At 57.0% G+C, this 228-nt stretch carries 1 pseudogene; it reads right to left on the bottom strand.

Features of this window, described 5'->3' with window-relative positions:
• Window positions 1–70: 70 nt before the first annotated feature.
• Window positions 71–228 (bottom strand): annotated as a pseudogene (locus FNJ47_RS49195) (IS701 family transposase); the annotation flags it as partial.

A 228-nucleotide genomic window follows, 5' to 3' on the forward strand; every position in this document is an offset into this window, starting at 1 on the left:
CGGTTGTCCTCCCGAAGTCGGCTGCGAAGTCTAGCACTACTTTGGCAGAATCTATTTGTACCGGTGTTTTTCAAGGATTTGTTTTCGGCAGTGTGGGCACCGCTGAGACGGCGGCCGAAGGATGAGATCGACGATGGCGTGACGTACTGCGGGCATGGTTGGTTGAGGCGGAGGCCCGTTGATTCTTTTTTTTCCGCGCCGCGTGTGCGAGGCGACGGTGTTGCAGGA

This window comes from Bradyrhizobium uaiense, from assembly GCF_010811875.1.
Taxonomy (GTDB): Bacteria; Pseudomonadota; Alphaproteobacteria; order Rhizobiales; family Xanthobacteraceae; genus Bradyrhizobium; species Bradyrhizobium uaiense.